The sequence below is a fragment of the Clostridium sp. DSM 17811 genome, assembly GCF_018861905.1.
Taxonomy (GTDB): Bacteria; Bacillota; Clostridia; order Clostridiales; family Clostridiaceae; genus Clostridium_AD; species Clostridium_AD frigoriphilum.
In genome coordinates, this window is sequence record NZ_JAHLDU010000007.1 from 163258 (window position 1) to 182217 (window position 18960).

Genomic DNA, 18960 nt, shown 5'->3' on the forward strand with positions numbered 1-18960 from the left:
AGTAATAGAAATAAGATTATATTAAGGATGTGGGTTAAATGAGTAAATTAGAAAAAATAATTGAGTATAATAAAAATTTTGTAAAAAATAAAGATTATGAGAAATATATAACAACTAAAATACCTAAAAAGAAAATGGTTATATTAACCTGCATGGATACTAGATTAACAGAATTATTACCAAAGGCTATGAATATAAAAAATGGTGATGCAAAAATTATAAAGGATGCAGGAGCAACTGTTATGCATCAGTTTGGTGGTGTAATGAGAAGTATATTAGTTGCAGTATATGAATTTAAAGCGGAAGATATTTTTGTAGTAGGGCATCATGGTTGTGGAATGAGTAATTTAGATACAACAGAGGTTGTTAATAAAATGATGGATATGGGAATAAAAAAAGAAACATTGTTAACATTATACAATGCAGGAATTGATGTTAAGCGTTGGCTTCATGGATTTGAATCAGTTGAAGGATCTATAAAAGAAAGTGTAAGTAGGATAAAAAGTCATCCTCTACTTCCAGAAAACATAAAGGTACATGGACTTATTATGAATCCAGAAACAGGAGAAATAGAAGTTGTGATAAATGGTGATGAATAGGTACAAAACAAGAATAGGATGTGAAATTTGTGGATAGTGAAAAGCAACAATTAAGTGTTGAAGTGGCAAGATTATATTATCAGTCAGATTATAGCCAACAACAGATTGCGTTGCAACTTGGAATATCAAGACCGACTATATCTAGGCTTCTTCAATATGCCAAAAAAAAAGGCTATGTAAAAATTAGTATTATTGATCCATTTGATGATTTAGATAATTTAGCCTATGAATTAAAAGAAAAATATGAATTAAATGATGTTCATGTTGTTTTCTCACCTAGGGATGATTATGTTTCTAGCAGAGAATATATTAGTAAAGAAGCAGCAGAATATTTACAAGGAACCATAAAGAATGGAGATATTATTGGGGTAAGTTGGGGAACAACAATGTATGAGGTTGCAAAAAGACTTATGCCACAAAGTGTTAAAGGCATAGAAGTAGTTCAGCTAAAAGGTGGAATTAGTCATTCAGATGTAAATACATACGCCTCAGAAACAATTGCTCTTTTTGCCGAAGCGTTTAAGACAGTTCCAAGATACTTACCTCTTCCTGTAATTTTTGATAATGCCATCGTGAAACAAATGGTAGAAGAGGATCGTCATATAAAAAGTACTATGGAAATGGGGATTCAAGCTAATGTAGCCATTTTTACCGTTGGTACTGTTCGTGATGGGGCTTTACTTTTTCGTTTAGGTTATTTAAATGAAAAAGAGAAAAAGATTTTAATGGAAAAGAGTGTAGGAGATATTTGTTCACGTTTTTTTGATGAGAATGGTGAAATATGTGATGAACAAATTAACAATCGTACCATAGGGATATCCATAGATGAGCTTAAACAAAAGGAGAAGTCTATTTTAGTTGCAGGTGGTAAACTGAAATTGAAAGCTATAAAAGGAGCATTAAAAGCTAAAAGTGCCAATATACTAATTACAGATCAATATACTGCAAAGAGACTTTTAGAATAATATTTGAACATAATTTCATGTATAGCTTTACAAAGTTTCAAAAAAGCCTTATTATAAAATTATAATAAGGCTTAAAAAGGAGGGTTATAATTAATATGGAATATGAAAAATTAGTTTCACAGGCTTTACAGGCAAGAAAAAATGCATATGCTCCTTATTCTAATTTTAAAGTTGGTGCAGCTGTACTAACTGATGACGGAAAGATATTTACAGGGTGTAATATTGAAAATGCATCATATGGTGCTACTAATTGTGCGGAAAGAACAGCTATATTTAAAGCCGTTTCTGAAGGTTATAAAACTATTAAAGCAATTGCTATAGTAGGAGTACAAAATGACTATACTTATCCTTGCGGTATTTGTAGACAAGTAATAGCTGAATTTGCAACAGACGATACAAAAATAATTCTAGGTAAAAATGATACTGAATATTTAGTTAAAACATTAGATGAAATATTACCAGGAGCTTTTACTAAGAAAGATTTAGGCAAGTAAGAAAATATTCTGTTGGCGTATAACACAAATAATCAAACTTAAAAGCATATTTATATAATTGTTTTACTTTAAACAATTATATAAAATATGCTTTTTGTTTTCAAAATTTATTTGTACGATTTTATAACTATTTTATCCTTAATATAGAAGTTTAAAATAGTCAAAATCTAATTATAAAATATCTTGAAAAATATAGTGAACAAAATTTCAAATTAGTCTTTACAAATGTTCAAATAAGATTTATTATAAAAGTATAATAAAGATAAAAAGGAGATTTACAATGAATATTGCTACAAGTATTGATCATACTGAACTTAAACCAGATGCAACTAAGGAACAAATATTACAATTAATAAAAGAGGCAAAAACAAACAAATTTTCATCCGTTTGTGTAAATCCAAAATGGACTAAAGAGGCAAGCCTAGGATTAAAAGATAGTGGAGTAAGTGTATGTGTTGTTATAGGATTTCCACTTGGTGCAAACACAACTGAAACAAAAGCATTTGAAGCAAGTGATGCCATTAAAAATGGAGCAACAGAAGTCGATATGGTTATTAGTATCGGTGAACTAAAGGATAAAAATTATACATATGTTGAAAATGATATTAAGGCTGTTGTTGAAGTCGCAAAAGGAAAAGCGCTTGTAAAAGTTATTATTGAAACTTGTCTTTTAACAAAAGATGAAAAAATAAAAGCTTGTGAGCTCGCTAAAAAAGCAGGAGCAGATTTTGTAAAAACATCAACAGGATTTTCAAAAGGTGGAGCAACGGTGGAAGATGTTAAATTAATGCGTGAAACAGTAGGGACAGAAATGGGTGTAAAAGCTTCAGGTGGTATTCATACCAAAGAAGAGGCTACGCAGATGATTAATGCTGGTGCAAATCGTATTGGAACAAGCTCAGGTATTTCTATTATTTCATAAAAAATGAAAAGGAAATTAACAATAATATTACTTATTGTTAATTTCTAAAATAATTTGCCTTTTGTGTAAACGTTATATAAATTATGTAAATATTTAGGGGGAATCAAAATGAAATATATTATTGGAATTATAGGTTTAATTGTTGTCTTAGGCCTTGCATGGATTACTAGTGCTGATAAAAAAAAGGTAAAATACCGACCTATCGTTGTAATGGTTATTTTACAATTCATACTTGGATTTATATTGCTAAATACTGGTGTTGGTAATTTTTTAGTAGGTGGAGTAGCGAGTGGGTTCGGCTTATTGCTTAAATGTGCTGCTGAAGGCGTGAATTTTGTATTTGGTGGATTAGTTAATGATAATCAATTTACATTTTTTATAAGTGTTCTTTTACCAATAGTATTTATTTCTGCTCTAATTGGAATTCTACAGTATTGGAAGGTATTACCGTTTGTAATTAAATATATCGGATTAGGTTTAAGTAAGATTAATGGTATGGGTAAGCTCGAATCATATAATGGAGTAGCCGCTGCTATTCTTGGTCAATCAGAAGTGTTTATTTCAGTTAAAAAAGAACTAGAGCTATTACCAGAGCATCGTCTTTATACCCTTTGTGCGTCAGCGATGTCAACAGTGTCTATGTCAATAGTTGGTTCTTATATGGTTCTTTTAAAACCTAGATATGTTGTAACAGCACTTATTTTAAACTTATTTGGTGGATTTATTATATGTTCAATTATAAATCCATATACAGTAACAGCAGAAGAAGATATATTAGTAGTTAAAGAAGAAAAAAAGCAATCATTCTTTGAAATGCTTGGGGAATATATTATGGATGGATTCAAAGTAGCCATCATAGTTGGAGCAATGCTTATTGGATTCGTAGCCATAATTGCTATGATTAATATGGCCTTCAAAGGTGTTTTTGGTATTTCTTTTCAAAATATACTGGGATATGTATTTTCACCATTTGCTGTTTTAATGGGTGTACCTTTTAAGGAAGCAGTACCCGCTGCAAGTATAATGGCAACAAAATTAGTATCAAATGAATTTGTTGCAATGACTAGTTTAGCATCTATACACTTAAGCGCACGAACAACGGCTATTGTTTCTGTATTTTTAGTTTCTTTTGCAAACTTTTCATCTATTGGAATTATTGCAGGGGCAGTAAAAGGACTTAATGAAAAACAAGGTAATGTCGTTGCTAGATTTGGTCTAAAACTATTATTTGGTGCAACGTTAGTTAGTGTATTAACAGCAACTGTTGTTGGTTTAATTGTATAAGACAAAAGAAAGAAGGGGTTAAAATGGAAAAATTTAAAAGAATTCATATTATAGTGATGGATTCAGTCGGTATTGGTGAATCACCAGATTCAAAGGATTTTGATGATTTCAATGTTAATACATTAGCTCATATTGCGCAGAAGAAAAATGGGCTTAATATGCCTAATATGGCAGCCCTGGGATTATCAAATATTTATGAAATAAAAGGCGTAGAAAAAGCAATTCATCCAAAAGCTTATTATACAAAAATGCAAGAAGCCTCTTGTGGAAAAGATACAATGACAGGTCACTGGGAGATGATGGGATTATATATTGATAAACCGTTCCGTGTTTTTCTAGATGGTTTTCCAAAGGAGTTAATTGAAAGGATTGAAACTTTTTCTGGTAGAAAAATTATAGGAAATAGACCTGCTAGTGGAACAGAAATCATAAAAGAACTTGGTGAAAGGCAGCTTAAAACTGGAGAATTAATAGTATATACATCAGGAGATTCTGTGCTGCAAATTGCTGCGAATGAAGAGATTATACCTTTAGATGAATTGTATAAAATTTGCGATTATTGTCGCAAGATAACGCTAGACAATCCATATAAGTTAGGACGAATTATTGCTAGGCCATTTGTTGGTAAAACTGCAGATACTTTTAAAAGAACTTCTAATCGTCATGATTATGCGTTAAAACCTTTTGATAAAACAGTAATGAATTATTTGAAAGATGATAATCTAGACTCTATTGCAATTGGAAAAATTTCGGATATATTTCTTGGAGAAGGAGTTACAAAAGCAATTAGAACTACATCTAACATGGATGGTATGGATAAATTAATAACATTATTAGATGAAGAATTTCATGGCATTAGTTTCCTTAATCTAGTGGATTTTGATGCAGTTTATGGACATCGCCGTGATCCAATTGGTTATGGTGATGCATTAGAAGCTTTTGATAAAAGGTTACCAGAAGTCTTGGAAAAATTACAAGAGGATGACTTATTATTAATTACAGCAGATCATGGAAATGATCCAACTTATCGAGGAACAGATCATACAAGGGAATATGTCCCACTACTTGCTTATTCAAAACGGTTCAAGGAAGGTAAAGATTTAGGAGTACGCAAAACATTTGCTGATATAGGGGCAACTGTTGCTTATAATTTTAATGTTAAGATTCCCAAATATGGCGAAAGCTTTTTAGAAAAATTAAAATAAAAGGGTGGTAATAAAAATGAGAATGGTAGATGTAATTTCAAAAAAACGTGATGGTAAAGAGTTAACAACACAAGAAATCAATTTTTTTATAGAAGGCTATACTAAAGGAACTATTCCTGATTACCAAGCAAGTTCACTTGCAATGGCTATTTATTTTCAAGACATGAATGATCGTGAGAGAGCAGATTTGACTATGGCTATGGTTAATTCCGGAGAAACTATTGACTTATCAAAAATTGAAGGTATAAAAGTAGATAAACACTCAACAGGGGGTGTAGGCGATACAACAACGCTGGTACTCGCACCGCTAGTTGCGGCTTTGGATATACCTGTTGCTAAAATGTCTGGACGAGGACTTGGACATACTGGTGGAACTATTGATAAATTAGAATCTATAAGCGGTTTCCATGTAGAAATTACAAATGATAAGTTTATTGAATTAGTTAACCGTGACAAAGTTGCTGTTATTGGTCAAACAGGGAACTTAACTCCAGCAGACAAAAAATTATACGCACTTCGTGATGTAACTGGAACTGTTAACTCAATTCCACTAATAGCTAGTTCTATTATGAGTAAAAAAATTGCATCGGGAGCTAATGCAATAGTACTTGATGTTAAAACAGGCGCAGGAGCTTTCATGAAAACGGACAAAGATGCAGAAAATTTAGCTCATGCAATGGTTCAAATTGGTAATAACGTAGGAAGAAATACCATGGCAATAATCTCTGACATGTCACAACCTTTAGGATTTGCAATTGGTAATGCACTTGAGGTAAAGGAAGCAATTGATACATTAAAAGGAGAAGGTCCTGAAGATCTTACAGAACTTGTCCTAACACTTGGAAGTCAGATGGTAGTGCTTGCTAAAAAAGCAAAAACATTAGAGGAAGCAAGAAAAATGCTTCTTGAAGTAATAAAAAATGGTAAAGCACTAGACAAATTTAAAGTATTTGTTAAAAATCAAGGTGGAGATGAATCGGTTGTAGATAACCCAGAAAAATTACCGCAAGCTAAATATAAAATTGATGTCCCTGCTTTAACTAGTGGTTTTGTATCTAATATGGTAGCTGATGAGATTGGAATTGCAGCAATGTTACTTGGGGCAGGTAGAGCAACAAAAGAAGATAAAATTGATTTAGCAGTAGGCCTTATGCTACGCAAAAAAGTTGGCGACAAGGTAGAAAAGGGTGAACCTATCTTAACTATATATTCAAATCGTGAAAATGTAGAAGATGTAAAAGCAAAAATATATGAAAATATCTCTATTAGTGATCATGCAACTAAGCCAACATTAATCCATGAAGTTATTACTAAGTAGTGGGTGAAAAGGGAAAGTGTATAGATGCTTTAAATTCTAGCGCTATAAGTATTGGTTTACTATCAGGGGTTTGGATCATACTAAGTACTAAACTTGGACTTATGGCTTGGGTTGGTTTTATGGGATGTACTAGTTATTATGCTGCTGGAAATCGGTTTATAAAAGGATGGAAGAAATCAGTGATATGTAATATGTCTGGAATATTTTGGGCGATGATTGCTATTCAGTTTTCAAATATGATTCCTATACCAGAACCAGTAGCTGTTATGACTACCATTATTTCATTTTTTATAATCGCGCAAGCTAAAATTCCATTTTTAGCATTTATTCCTGGAACTTTTGTAGGCTGTGCTTCAACTTTTGGGATGAATGGAAATTGGAAAGCTACAATAATAGCTTTATTAATGGGATCAGTCTTAGGAATACTTTCAGATGTTGGTGGAGTGTTAATTAAAAAACTAACTGAGAGAAAATCAGATAAGACAATATCACAAGTTTCATAAAAAAATTATTGAGCAAGTTAAAAATAAAGTTGACATCATATGAATGATGTTAACTTTATTTTTATTTAAAAAGTTAATAATTTTTAAATTAAGTTGGCTTTAGATATCCTAAATTTAACAAAGATATATAAAGTAATTAATTTATCAAACGATATATTAATTGGAGGAGAACGAATTTATAATAATACATATAAGATTAAAATTAAAATACGACAAATCTAGACATTAACAATATAACAATTAGTAGTAGAAATTATATTGATTGGAGTGGATAAACTTGATTAAAAAATTGTCTTTCAAAATGAAATTATTATTTACCATTTTACCAGCAGTAATAATTGGAATGCTAGTTCTAAGTTACACGGCCTTTTATCAATTTAAGAAAACTATGGAAAGCGAAATTATTAGCAGTAGGGTAGAAACCACGAACGGCTTGTCAGAAAATATAAATTCTTGGTTAAATGGAAAGCTCCTTGAAGTAAGAAGTTCTGCAAATACACCTACAGCCAAATTAATTAATTCAAATTTAGGCGCTGTTGATAAATTTAATTCAGAGAGAATCAAATTTTTAGAAAAAAATTATCCTGGTGAATACGATAATGCAGCTGCTACATTATTTAATAATGATGGAAAATCTAGGGCACAATATTCTAATGGAAAACTCGTAAATGGTGATGTGTCTGAAAAACCATGGTATAAAGGTTTAATGAGTGGTGCACCATATCTTATATCAAATCCGGTAGTCTCAAAAGGGACTGGTAAAACTTTAGTAGTAGTAGGGGTTCCAATAAAAGACCCATCTGACAAAACTATAGGAACAATTATATCAGGAGTTAATCTTTCTTATATTCAGGATAAAGTTAAAGATTTTAAATTTGGAGAAAAAGGATATAGTTTATTAATTGGAAAAGATGGAACAATTCTTGTAGATCCAGACAAAGAATTAGTGATGAAAAAGAAAATATCAGATATAGCGGATGCAAACATGAAAGCGTTAGGTAAGGATATGCTTCAACAAAAATCGGGTATATTCAGATTTAGTAACGATAATGGGAAATACATAGTATTTTATAATAAAGTTCCTTTAGCTGGTTGGAGTGTAGCTAGTGTAGTAGATGAAAGTGAACTTTTTGCTCCTGCTCAAAGGATGATGATAACTTTACTTTTAATTACGTTATTAATTGGAGTTATACTTGCTTTTATAATTGTGTTAATTGCGAAACGAATAGCATCACCTTTAACTAAATTATCTGAGTTCTCTGAACAAATTGCTTTAGGGAATCTTAGTAATAAATTAACTATGAATCAAAATGATGAAATTGGGCAAGTGGCAAATAGCTTGAATGGCACTGTAGCTAGCTTGAAAGATATGATAAGATCAATAGGCGAGTCAGCTAGTGAAGTAGGCTTACTGTCAAATAATTTGTCATTAACAACAAAAGAATCCGCACGTGGAACGGAGGAAGTTTCTCAAACTATGCAAGAAATAGCTAGTGGAGCTGTTAAGCAGGCTGAAAATGCGGGTAAAGCAACAACGATAACAAGCGAGTTAGTAAAAGATATAAATGAGGTTCTAGAGCAGTGCAGATATATGACAAATGTTGTAGAAAAATCTATGAAAATAAGTAATTCTGGTGCACAAGGTATCAAAGATGCAGTAGAAAGTATGGAAACTATAGCTAAAACGAATAGCTATAATGTTGAAAGAACACATAATTTATTAGAACAATCAAAAGAAATTGGGCAAATAGTAGATGTAATAAGTGATATAGCTGAGCAGACTAATTTGCTGGCGCTTAACGCAGCAATAGAGGCTGCAAGAGCTGGAGAGCATGGAAAAGGGTTTGCTGTAGTTGCAGATGAAGTGAAAAAACTTGCTGAGCAGTCAGGTGAGGCTTCAAAGCGTATAGTAGAACTTATAAATGGAGTTCAGAACCAAGTTGAAACCATAGCTGTGACAATGGATAAAGGTACAAATGAAGTAGTGAGTGGTGTTCAAGTTGCAATTCAAGCTGGTAAAAATTTTGATGAGATAGAAAAAGTTTTCGGTGAACTAGCTTCTACTGTACGTAATATGTCACAATCTACAAGTGATATGTCTAAGAAATCAGATATTACAGTTGAAGCTATAGATAGCTTTGCAGCCATATCAGAAGAAAATTCTGCTGCTACAGAACAGGTTACAGCATCCACTGAAGAGCAGACAGCTAGTATGTATCAAATAGGAGAAACAGCCAATAAATTGGATGACTTGGTTGAAAGACTTAAGGAAACAGTTAATAAATTTAAATTATAAGATGCCAATTGGCATATATAATGGTGTGAGAGGTCGGCTAATCAAATAATGATTAGCCGACCTTTTTATTGCAATGGATATTTTTAATCTATAATATGCATATTGAGTGGCATCATTAGATGTTTTACTAATATATTGTATGCAGTATCACCATTGCCTTGTTTAAGATAATGGAAAAATTGCTCATGCTCATCTAAAGTACTGTCAATACGTCCAGTAAGAGAGAGAGCTGTTGACGTTGTTAATTGGATCAAATACATAAGCCTTTGAAATGTTTTACTAAATTCACTATTGTCTACATAATTAATTAATGCAAGATGAAAATTGTGGTCATAATCCATAAAAGATTTATGAGAGTCATTAGAATCTTTCGTATTTTTCATACGATCTAACAACTTATTTAAAGTTTTTATTAATTGCTGGCCTTTTTTGCTTTCTATTTCACTTGCAATTACATGAGTACAAAATCCTTCTATTGCGCATCTTATTTGAATTGATTCTAACATATCTTTTTCATTGAGTTGTCTTATCATAAATCCCTTGCTTGGAATAATTGTAATATATCCATCTTGGCTAAGGCATTGAAGAGACTCTCTCATAGGAGTTCTTGAAATACCTAATTCTGCCGCTAGTTTTGTTTCCGAGTATAGGACATTAGTGTTAAGCTTCTTTGTGAGAATTTGATCTTTTACATAGTTGTAAGTCTGAGTTTGTAATGAACTTTTTGTATCAATATTTAAATTAGCCATAGTGTACACTCCCCTATATTACTATCATATACTAAAAAATATTTAAGGTCAATAAAAAACGCTTGACAGTATACCGACACACCGGTATACTGGTAATAAGAAAACAAATGGTATTAAAATTAAATTTTAAGGAGGAAATATTATGAACTCATATAAAATGGGAGACTTAAAAGTAATCGATTTAACAAAGGTATTAGATCCTAAAACAGAAAGTAGAAGGTGTGGACTTACTAGATTTAACACAGGTGGACCAATTCCAGATTTTCATACAATTATGGATTTAACAAGTCATTTAGGAACTCATGTTGAGTGCCCATATCATCACAATGATAATTGGTCAGATGTAGAGTCACTTCCAATTACTACATTTATGGGAAGAGCAATTTACGTTAACATTACACATATGAAACCTAATGAAAAAATTAAAAGGATTGATTTGGAAAAGGCTTGTGGGGATAGAATTAGAGAAGGCGATATAGTGATCTTAGATTCACCTATGAAACTAACTCCATTTACACCAGCATCTAATACAGGAGACGATAAAAGACTATTTATCTGTCGTGAGACTGCGCAGTGGTTGAAAGATAAAGGAGTGAAATGTGTTGGTTTTGGTGATGGTGTATCAATTGAAAGCAATAATGAAGATGTAAAAGCTTTTCATGATGTATTGATGGAAGTAAATGTTGTATTTTTAGAAGTGTTAAAGAATTTGGAAGAGTTGTCTGTAGATACATTCTTTATGTCATATTCTCCACTTCCGATTATTGGTTTAGATTCATGTCCAATTCGCGCATATGCAATTGAAGGGTTAATAGAATTTTCTAAATAAGGAGGGGGTGCAAATATGAAAATAGCGGTAATCGGTGCAGGTGCTATGGGGTCTATCTATGGTAGCTACTTATCGAAATATAATGAAGTTTATTTGGTGGATAATAAACAGGATGTTGTAGATGCAATCAATAAAGATGGATTAAAACTTCAGGAAAATGGTTCAGATGTAGTATATAGGCCAAAAGCTGTTACATCATCAGAAGGAATTGGGAAGGTTGATTTGCTTATCCTATTTGTAAAATCCTTGTATTCAAAAGCCGCCTTAGAAGAAAATAAAGGAATGATTGATAGCAAGACTTATGTTATGACACTCCAAAATGGTTCTGGTCATGAAGATATTATTTCAGAGGTAGTTCCAGTTGAACGTATTATTATCGGTACAACAGAAGATAATGGTGCAATTCTTAAACTAGGACATGTTAGACATGGTGGAACTGGAAGAACGAATATTGGAATGCTAGTTGAGGACAAAGATGAAATGCTTAATACATTAAAAAAATGTTTTGACAAATCTGGTTTTGATACAATGGTTCACGATAATATTCAAAAATTAATATGGGATAAGTTATTTACAAATGTATCACTCAGTGCAATTACTGGGGTGTTACAAGTAAAAATGGGCTTTATTGCTGAAAATCCTAGTGCATGGAACTTGGCAAAGCAATTAATAAGAGAAGCAATAGCTGTATCAAATGAAATGGGGCTAGTATTTGATGAAGAAATAGTAATATCAAAGGTTAAGAAAGCTTCAGAGGACTCTCCTAATGGATGTACTTCTATTTATACAGACTTAAGAAATGGACGACTAACAGAGGTAGATACAATAAGTGGTTCAGTGGTGTCTGCTGCTAAAAAGTATGGAGTAGAAGTTCCGTCTCATGAATTTATTGTGAATATGGTTCATGCTATGGAACAACGAAATAATTAAAAAGTTAAGTGATTAATCTTAAAATAATTGAAATAAGGGGAGGTTTAACATGATATTTTCATCTGTTTATTCAAAGGATGACGTTTCTAAGTATCCAAAAGCTATTCAAGCAGCAATTAAATATTTAAAAGAAAACGATTTTACAACTATGAAAGTAGGAGTTTACGAAATTCAGGGAAAGGATATTTACGCACAGGTATTTGATGCACAGACAGAACCAATCGAAAAGAAAAGACCAGAAGTTCATGAAAAGTATGTAGATGTTCAGTTCATTGCTTCTGGGAAAGAAAGATTGGGATTTACTCCTGATATGGGAAAATATGAAGTTGATGAGAGAATCGATGATAGAGATTTGATTTTTTATAAGGACGTTGAAAATGAAGGATTTATAGAAGCTACACCGGGATGTTATTGTATTTTCTTCCCGAATGATGTGCATAGACCAGCAGTAATGGCTGAAGAAGCTATGATTGTGAGAAAAGTTGTTGTAAAGGTAAAAGTAGCATTATTATAGTAAAGAAGATATTGTTTTTCTGATTTATGTAAAATGAAATCGGTTTAATAAGAAAGTCAGGAAATTTCATCATACTTTTTGCAAATGATATTTATATATGAGCAGGTAAGTATGACGAAATTTCTATAATAAGAAAAGAAATTGTAAAGGTTAACACTGAAATGTTTTGAATTTAAAAAGCATATTTTTATTTATTTAAGAAAAGGGGATGTAGATATGAGTCAAAATGCAAAAACACTTTCAAATATTCCATGCCAGCGTTGGTTTCGTATTATTCCACCAATCATTATTGTTTATATTGTAGGTTTTATGGATCGTACTAATATAAGTTTTGCGATAGCAGGAGGAATGAGCAAAGAGCTTGGAATGACTGCAAGTATATCAGGACTCGCTGCAGGTATATTTTTTATAGGATTTCTTTTTCTTCAAGTTCCAGGAGGATTACTTGCAGAACGTAAGAGCGGTAGGAAACTTATAACTTATGTAGTTATAGTGTGGGGAATTATAGCCACACTTGGTGGGTTTGTTCATAATGTGAATCAATTACTTATAATCCGTTTTTTATTAGGAGTTTCAGAAGGGTGCGTTTTACCATGTTTGCTTACCATGCTAAGCCATTGGTTTCCCAATGAAGAAATTGGAAGGGCAAATGCTCTTTGTATAATGAATGTGCCAATAGCATCTATTATAACAGGGCCACTTTCTGGATTTATTTTAGCTAGCTATAGTTGGAGATATGTTTTTATAATAGAAGGTATATTATCCTTATCTGTATTATTTGTATGGCTTCCAATGATTAGTGATAGACCAGATGATGCTAAATGGATTTCTAAAGAAGAAAAAGATTATATAAATAAGAAAATGCTAGAACAAGAAGAAAGTGTAAAAGGAAAAATATCAGAAAAAGTTGGGTTTAAAGAGATATTTCAGAGCAAAAATATGTGGAAGCTTGTACTATTAAATCTATTTTATCAAACTGGAATATATGGATTTTCATTATGGTTACCTACAACGCTTAAAAATCTAACTAATTCAGGAATGGCTATGGTTGGTATTTTGTCTATATTTCCTTATATAGGCACTATAATTGGATTATATGTATTTGCTAATCTCTCAGATAAAAGTAAAAATAGAAAAAAATATATAATTATACCTATATTAAGTTTTGCTTTATGTTTATATTTATCTGTTCTGTTTAAGCAACATATGTGGGTTTCATTTGCATTTTTGGTTGGCTGTGGAGTATTTTTACAGGCAGCAGCGGGAGTGTTCTGGACAATTCCTCCAACCTTGTTTAGTGGTGATATGGCAGCTGCTTCTCGTGGAATTATAAATGCTTTAGGAAATCTAGGTGGTTTTTTAGGACCATATATAGTAGGATGGTTTATTCAAAAATACAACTATAACTTTGCAATATATTTTCTTGTATGTTCATTAATAACAGCAGCTTTAATTACGCTATCTTTGCCTAAAAATTTAGGTGGAGCTACTAAAATAAAGAATCAAGAATCAGTTACAAATGTAAAAATTTCATAAGTACTTAAATGTAAAAGGGGATAGAATTAACATATTCTAAAAAGAACATAAAAATACAACACAAGGGGATTCCCAAAGCGAGAATCCCTTAAAATATACCTAGATTAAATTATATTCTTTTTCTTCTTTGAAACATATAATAAGCATATGAAAATAATAACTAATGAAATGATTAATGTAGTGATAATTCCATAATATTCACCTGCAAAACCACTCGAAGAAACATGTTTTATGAGTATCCCCAAATAAGCCCAAAATATAACTATACCATAAGGGACATCTTTATTTATTATTGTTGTAGCCATACCAATAATAATTCCAACTAATAAAATAGCTATTGTCCAGATTTGCTCAGATATGCCCCAACCATTCCAGCCTAAACTAACAAGTAGTGTGGTGGCATTAGCTATTGTTGCTACAGTAATCCACCCAAAATAAACGCTAAAAGGAAGTTTTACAAATAACTTTTCCTTTGTGGTTAGTTTTATGGAGCTTATTTTATTATTAATTTTAATTAAGCAAACCAGTATTACTATCATTAAAATCATGGAAAGTGGAATAAATTTATACTGCCAGCTAAATATCCATGTTGCATTGGTTAGTGAAGATATAATAAAATAACCATCAATAAGTTTAACTATAGCTTTAGTATCAGTTTCCTTAAAAAGTCCCAATTGATAAACTATAAATCCAGTAAGTAATAGGTATATTATTCCCCATATTGCAAATGTAACGCCAGCAGGTGCAAATAGATTAGGATATGAATCAGAAACTCCACCAGTTGTTATTCCATTAATCGGTAAAATATTTGCTAATGCATTAACAGCAATCATGAGAACAAAACTAAGCACAGTAAAAGTTTTTAGAATTTTTACTCCTCTTTCCTTAGACATTATTAAATCACTCTCCAATGTTATTATTTATAAAGATACTCTTAGTTTACTAAACTTTCTCATTAAATACACCATAAATATGATTCGATTTTTAACATTAATTTTATCTGTTTAATTAAACAAAATTAATTTAATGCCTATTACTTAAATATAGAGTGTTTCAGCTGCACACTTTAATAAGAAGTATGGTATTATAATAAACGGACAAAAAACCGAAAACATAGTTCATTGGGGAGCGATATAATATGAAAATTTTTATAAAGAAAAAATGGAAATATTCTTTACTGATTATTCCAATAATAATTATAATAGTTATAGCATATTCAAGTGATTATTATAGAGCCATGCCGGAAGCTAAAATTATGCTTCAATCTAATGATAAGGTTAAATATAACGGTTCACCTTGGATTGAATATACTGTTAAAAACAAAATAGTTACGAAAGGACTAATTATATATCCTGGTGGAAAAGTTGCACCGCAGGCTTATGCACCTTTAGCTGAGAAAGTAGCGGAGTCTGGTTTTAAAGTTGTAATTGTACCAATGCCATTGAATCTTGCTGTGCTTTCTCCTAATAAGGCAGAAAAAGTAATAGGAAAATATCCGCAAATTAAGCAGTGGTATATAGCTGGGCATTCCCTTGGAGGGGTTATGGCAGCAAAATTTGCATACAAAAACCAAGATAAAATTAATGGCCTAATACTCTTAGCGTCATATCCTCAGAAAAGTAACAATCTATCATCAAGTGTAGTAAAAGTTTTGTCAATGTATGGGACTAAAGATGGATTTGTTGGAAAGGATAAGATTGATGAAACCAGAAAACTATTGCCGAAAAGCACAAAATTGATTCCTATTAGGGGAGGTAATCATTCTCAAAATGGTTGGTATGGATTCCAAAAGGGGGACAATACAGCGACAATAACAAGAGATGAGCAACAAAATATTATAGGTAAAGCTATAGTTGAATTTATAAGTGAAAAATAGGGAGTGATTTGACTTAGTTTGATGTTAGAGTTAGATAAAAATAGAGTTATTGGATAAATGTCTATCCAATAACTCTATTTTATCTAAATATTAATAATTTGCAGTATATATTATGATTCCAATACTGAGTTAGTATCATCTTCATTTATAGCATCTTGTTTTGATTTTATTGATAGGTTGGAGATTACAAAAGCTAGTAAAGTAGGTATAAGCCATGAAAATCCTGCACTAGCTAGAGGGATAAATTTAATGAATCCAATGCTACCAGCATATGCAGCATTTATGGTGTCTAAAATACTTATAATTAGTGTTGTGTATATAGTTATAGCAACGACTTTATTATTTTTAACTTTATCACCAAGCAATGTAATGACTATTAGAACAATTACAATTGGGTATAAAATTTGTAAAACAGGACCTGCAAATGTAACTATACTATCAACGTCGTTTGTAGCTATTAATCCACTTACTACAGCCATAATAATAGCAGCGGTTTTGTAAGATAATTTGTTTTTTGAAAGATTAGCAAAGAATTCAGCTCCACTTGCAAGTAATCCTATAGCAGTTGTTAAGCATGCGAGTGCAACACATAAACTAAGAACAACTGAACCAATACTTCCAAGGTCTAACTTAACAAGCCCTGTAACTAGACTAGTTCTTGCTATATTTTTTGGAAACAAAGTACTTGACTGCGTCCCAAGATACATAAGTCCACCATATACAAAGGCTAAACCTGTTACGGCGACTATTGCTGATTTTATTGTCATCTTCATTATATCTTTTGCATTTTTATAACCTTTGGCTTTAACAGATGAAATAATTATTCCTGCAAATATAACAGAAGCCATAACATCCATTGTTTGATAACCTTCTATTAAAGCTTTTGAAAATCCATTTTTGTAAGATGTATTTACAATTGGTCCAATAGGGTCTATTATTCCTTTAAATATAATTATAGCGAGCATTAATAAAAGTGCTGGTGTAAGTATTTTACCAACGTTATCAATTATTGAAGAAGGTTTAAGTACAAATGCAAGCGCTACTAAAAAATACAATATAACTATTATGTTTTGTGATACGGATGGAAACAAAGGATGTATTCCAAGTTCAAAAGTTGTTGCAGCGGTTCTTGGAATTGCAAGTAACGGTCCTATAACAAGAATTAAAGCTACACTTGTTATTACAGCAAATTTTTTACCTACTCTATTTGCCATTTTTTCGTAAGTACCATTAATCTTAGCACAAGCGATTATTCCAATTAACGGAAGGCCAACTCCTGTAATAAGGAAGCCTGTAATAGATGTAAAATAAGCACTTCCTGCTGCTTTTCCGAGGAATGGTGGAAAAATTAGGTTCCCAGCACCAAAAAACATTGCAAATAGTGCAAAACCTATAATTAGGGAATGTTTTGTTGAACTCTTCATTTATATGTACCTCCTGATGAATATGTTTATGTAGAAAATATGTATCTAGTCGTGTATTGCTGTGGAGAGGTAGGGGTTATTAACTAAAAAGGTGGCTCTTTTATGCACCTTAAATTTTATATAGATGTATTATACCACAAATAGTATTGGTATGTGCACTATTAAATTTGACACAAGTATCTATCTGCTTTATAATTTAATGAAGATTAAAAATATAATTATTTAATTGAAAAAAATGGTAAAAATAAAGGAGCGAAAAATTAATTGATAAGTATTATTAAAACGGCAATTCTAACTATATTAATATCATTTGCATCAGGATTATTGCTTGATTATTATAAGAACTTAGGACCTAGAATATTATGTAATATTCGAAAAGGTAAACCTACAGATACAACTACAGATAGCGAAGAAAATTGTGGATATGTTATTACGGTTAAGAATCCATCAAATAGGACAATTCATGAGTTAACTATAAATATAGGCTCACAAACTAAGTTAAGGAGTACAGATGCCAAAATAACAAGAGGTTTAAAATTTGATTCATCAATAAATGATAACATTTTAGAGGTTTATATCCCCTTTATAAGTAAGGGTGATGAGTTTTCAGTTACAGTTTATTTAGAAAATCAACATAATAAACCTGTTATTGTAATTAAATCACCAGAAAACTTTAAGGAAATATATTCTGGGGAACAAAATGGAATACTAGCGTTACTGCTAAATATACCGACGAATATAAAACACCTAATATCGAAGGAAACGAAAAAATCTGAAGAAGTACAATCTGAGGAAGTCCATTCTGTTGATAAAGATGATTTTACAACAGTTATGAGTAAGGTAACAGGCGATGAACAAATAATAAATAAAAGCAATAGAGAAGTATTTCCTGAAAACAAGAAGCTTAGTAAGAACAAAAAGAAAATAATTATTGTAGCAATTATTTTAGTTATGATTGCTGGGGTTTCTGGGGAAGTTTATTCTAAAATGACTGCAGAAACTACACCAACTCCAACTGTAAAAACTGTTGTTCCTCAAAAGTCAACAGTTGAAAAAGAGTCATCAGGACAATCAACTGGAACTAAAAGTACAAAAAAATCTGTAGACAAAACAAATGAAACTACAAGTACCAAAAAATCGGTCGACAAAACAACTGAAACTACAGGTACAAAAGCAGCAACAAAAAAATCAACTGGAACTGCAGGTACAAAACAATCAACAGCAGGAACTACACCTGCCGCTGGATCAAAAGATGGAACAACCGAAACTACACCTGCGGCTGGATCAAAAGATGGAACCACCGGAACACCAACAGCTGGATCGACAGATGGAAAAACTGAAACTACACCTAATGCAGGATCAACAACGGAGACTACACCTGCATCAGGTACAACAGGTGGAACTACAAGTGGTACAACGGGCAATTAAATTATTAGTAATATTAGTAGGATTTATAAAAAAACATCCCCAAAATAATATATTAAAATACAATGAGTTGAATGTAATATAGCTTAAA

Annotated in this window: 18 protein-coding genes; 15 read left to right on the plus strand and 3 right to left on the minus strand. The window is 31.6% G+C overall.

The annotated features are described in order from the left end of the window. The first annotated feature begins 38 nt into the window (after positions 1-38). The 9 genes from KPL44_RS11150 (at position 39) to KPL44_RS11190 (ending at position 9586) form a co-directional block, all read left to right on the plus strand. Complete coding sequence (locus KPL44_RS11150; protein ID WP_216125823.1) at positions 39-599, plus strand: beta-class carbonic anhydrase; 561 nt, start codon at positions 39-41, stop codon at positions 597-599. A gap of 29 nt (positions 600-628) precedes the next feature. Then, entirely contained in the window at positions 629-1564 is a 936-nt protein-coding gene (locus KPL44_RS11155) for a sugar-binding transcriptional regulator (RefSeq protein WP_171297430.1), read from the plus strand. A gap of 95 nt (positions 1565-1659) precedes the next feature. After that, positions 1660-2058 carry a cytidine deaminase gene (locus tag KPL44_RS11160; protein WP_216106063.1) on the plus strand — a complete coding sequence of 133 codons (399 nt, stop codon included), beginning with the start codon at positions 1660-1662 and terminating at the stop codon, positions 2056-2058. 280 nt (positions 2059-2338) lie between these two features. Next, complete coding sequence (deoC, locus tag KPL44_RS11165; RefSeq protein ID WP_216249933.1) at positions 2339-2980, plus strand: deoxyribose-phosphate aldolase; 642 nt, start codon at positions 2339-2341, stop codon at positions 2978-2980. 108 nt (positions 2981-3088) lie between these two features. Beyond that, entirely contained in the window at positions 3089-4264 is a 1176-nt protein-coding gene (locus tag KPL44_RS11170) for a NupC/NupG family nucleoside CNT transporter (RefSeq protein WP_216249937.1), read from the plus strand. Between the two features lie 23 nt (positions 4265-4287). Continuing rightward, a complete protein-coding gene (gene deoB, locus KPL44_RS11175) occupies positions 4288-5469 on the plus strand; it encodes a phosphopentomutase (protein WP_216249940.1) in 1182 nt (393 codons plus the stop codon). 16 nt (positions 5470-5485) lie between these two features. Further along, entirely contained in the window at positions 5486-6787 is a 1302-nt protein-coding gene (locus tag KPL44_RS11180; RefSeq protein ID WP_216249943.1) for a pyrimidine-nucleoside phosphorylase, read from the plus strand. Further along, a complete protein-coding gene (locus KPL44_RS11185; protein WP_331701654.1) occupies positions 6787-7290 on the plus strand; it encodes a DUF1097 domain-containing protein in 504 nt (167 codons plus the stop codon). Before KPL44_RS11180 ends, KPL44_RS11185 begins: the two co-directional genes overlap by 1 nt. A 301-nt stretch (positions 7291-7591) precedes the next feature. Next, positions 7592-9586: a methyl-accepting chemotaxis protein gene (locus KPL44_RS11190; RefSeq protein WP_253201727.1), complete on the plus strand. Its 1995-nt coding sequence runs from the start codon at positions 7592-7594 to the stop codon at positions 9584-9586. An 83-nt stretch (positions 9587-9669) separates the two neighbouring features. On the opposite strand, the gene KPL44_RS11195 is transcribed toward KPL44_RS11190, so the two are convergent. Beyond that, positions 9670-10335, minus strand: coding sequence for a GntR family transcriptional regulator (locus KPL44_RS11195; protein ID WP_253201728.1), 666 nt, complete (start codon positions 10333-10335; stop codon positions 9670-9672). A gap of 142 nt (positions 10336-10477) precedes the next feature. Between KPL44_RS11195 and KPL44_RS11200 the strand changes: the two genes are divergently transcribed. The 4 genes from KPL44_RS11200 to KPL44_RS11215 all read left to right on the plus strand — a co-directional run bounded on the left by KPL44_RS11200 (position 10478) and on the right by KPL44_RS11215 (position 14144). After that, complete coding sequence (locus KPL44_RS11200; RefSeq protein ID WP_216249946.1) at positions 10478-11164, plus strand: cyclase family protein; 687 nt, start codon at positions 10478-10480, stop codon at positions 11162-11164. Positions 11165-11179: 15 nt separating this feature from the next. Beyond that, positions 11180-12094, plus strand: a complete 915-nt coding sequence (locus tag KPL44_RS11205; protein WP_216249948.1) for a ketopantoate reductase family protein — start codon at positions 11180-11182, stop codon at positions 12092-12094. A 49-nt stretch (positions 12095-12143) separates the two neighbouring features. Beyond that, positions 12144-12608, plus strand: a complete 465-nt coding sequence (locus tag KPL44_RS11210; RefSeq protein ID WP_216249951.1) for a YhcH/YjgK/YiaL family protein — start codon at positions 12144-12146, stop codon at positions 12606-12608. Positions 12609-12824: 216 nt separating this feature from the next. Next, positions 12825-14144 carry an MFS transporter gene (locus tag KPL44_RS11215; protein ID WP_216249954.1) on the plus strand — a complete coding sequence of 440 codons (1320 nt, stop codon included), beginning with the start codon at positions 12825-12827 and terminating at the stop codon, positions 14142-14144. 104 nt (positions 14145-14248) lie between these two features. Here KPL44_RS11215 and KPL44_RS11220 read toward each other — a convergent pair whose 3' ends face one another. Continuing rightward, a complete protein-coding gene (locus KPL44_RS11220) occupies positions 14249-15037 on the minus strand; it encodes a tryptophan-rich sensory protein (RefSeq protein WP_216249957.1) in 789 nt (262 codons plus the stop codon). 245 nt (positions 15038-15282) lie between these two features. Here KPL44_RS11220 and KPL44_RS11225 point away from each other — a divergent pair, with 245 nt between their 5' ends. Beyond that, the gene (locus KPL44_RS11225) at positions 15283-16020 is read left to right on the plus strand and encodes an alpha/beta family hydrolase (protein WP_216249962.1); all 738 of its coding nucleotides are present in this window, start codon (positions 15283-15285) and stop codon (positions 16018-16020) included. A 110-nt stretch (positions 16021-16130) separates the two neighbouring features. Here the strand turns inward: KPL44_RS11225 and brnQ are convergent, their stop codons facing one another. Further along, positions 16131-17444, minus strand: coding sequence for a branched-chain amino acid transport system II carrier protein (gene brnQ / locus KPL44_RS11230; RefSeq protein ID WP_216249965.1), 1314 nt, complete (start codon positions 17442-17444; stop codon positions 16131-16133). Between the two features lie 264 nt (positions 17445-17708). On the opposite strand from brnQ, the gene KPL44_RS11235 reads away from it, so the two are divergent. After that, positions 17709-18872, plus strand: a complete 1164-nt coding sequence (locus KPL44_RS11235) for a hypothetical protein (RefSeq protein WP_216249968.1) — start codon at positions 17709-17711, stop codon at positions 18870-18872. The last annotated feature ends 88 nt before the right edge of the window (positions 18873-18960 follow it).